The sequence below is a fragment of the Arthrobacter oryzae genome (genome assembly GCF_003634095.1).
Taxonomy (GTDB): domain Bacteria; phylum Actinomycetota; class Actinomycetes; order Actinomycetales; family Micrococcaceae; genus Arthrobacter; species Arthrobacter oryzae.
The window spans coordinates 1-1,259 of sequence record NZ_RBIR01000019.1; the positions used below are offsets into that span (position 1 = coordinate 1).

Annotated in this window: 1 pseudogene; it reads left to right on the forward strand. The window is 65.6% G+C overall.

Features of this window, described 5'->3' with window-relative positions:
• Positions 1 to 1,259, forward strand: a pseudogene (locus tag C8D78_RS19535) (pyruvate dehydrogenase (acetyl-transferring), homodimeric type); the annotation flags it as partial.

Consider the following 1,259-nt stretch of genomic DNA (forward strand, 5'->3'; position numbering starts at 1 on the left):
TGGCTGGAGTCCCTGGATACGCTGATTCAGGAACAGGGCACGGAGCGTGCCCGGTACATCATGCGCAGCCTGCTTCAGCGGGCCGGCGCGCAGAGCGTGGGTGTTCCGATGGTTACCACCACGGACTACGTCAACACGATTCCGGTGGACCAGGAGGCCCCGTTCCCCGGGGACGAGGAGATCGAACGGAAGTACCGGGCGTGGCTGCGCTGGAATGCCGCGGTCATGGTGCACCGGGCCCAGCGGGCGGACATCGGCGTCGGCGGGCACATCTCGACCTACGCCGGGGCCGCGACCCTGTACGAGGTCGGCTTCAACCACTTCTTCCGCGGCAAGGACCACCCCGGCGGCGGGGACCAGATCTTCTTCCAGGGCCACGCCTCCCCCGGAATGTACGCCCGCGCCTTCATGGAGGGCCGGTTGTCCGAGGAGGACATGGACGGCTTCCGCCAGGAGAAGTCCAAAGAGGGCCACGCCCTGTCCTCCTATCCGCACCCGCGCCTCATGCCGGAGTTCTGGGAATTCCCCACGGTCTCCATGGGCATCGGCCCGATGAACGCCATCTACCAGGCGCAGTCCAACCGCTACCTGCACAACCGCGGCCTGAAGGACACCTCCGACCAGCAGGTCTGGGCGTTCCTGGGCGACGGCGAAATGGACGAGCCCGAGTCCCGCGGCCTGCTCCAGCTCGCAGCGAACGACAAGCTCGACAACCTGAACTTCGTCATCAACTGCAACCTCCAGCGCCTCGACGGGCCGGTGCGCGGCAACGGCAAGATCATGCAGGAACTCGAGGCCTTCTTCCGCGGCGCCGGCTGGAACGTCATCAAGGTGGTCTGGGGCCGGGAGTGGGATGACCTGCTCGCCAAGGACCGGGACGGCTCGCTCGTGAAGATCATGAACGAGACCGTCGACGGGGACTACCAGACCTACAAGGCCGAGTCCGGCGCGTTCGTCCGCGAGCACTTCTTCGGGAAGACCCCGCAGACCAAGGAAATGGTCCAGGACCTCTCCGACGACGAAATCTGGAACCTCAAGCGCGGCGGCCACGACTACAACAAGGTCTACGCCGCCTACAAGGCCTCCACCGAGTTCAAGGGCAAGCCCACCGTGATCCTCGCGCACACGGTCAAGGGTTACGGCCTGGGCACCCACTTCGAGGGCCGCAACGCCACGCACCAGATGAAGAAGCTCACCCTCGCGGACCTGAAAGCCTTCCGCGACCACCTGCGCATCCCCATCACGGACGAACAGCTCGA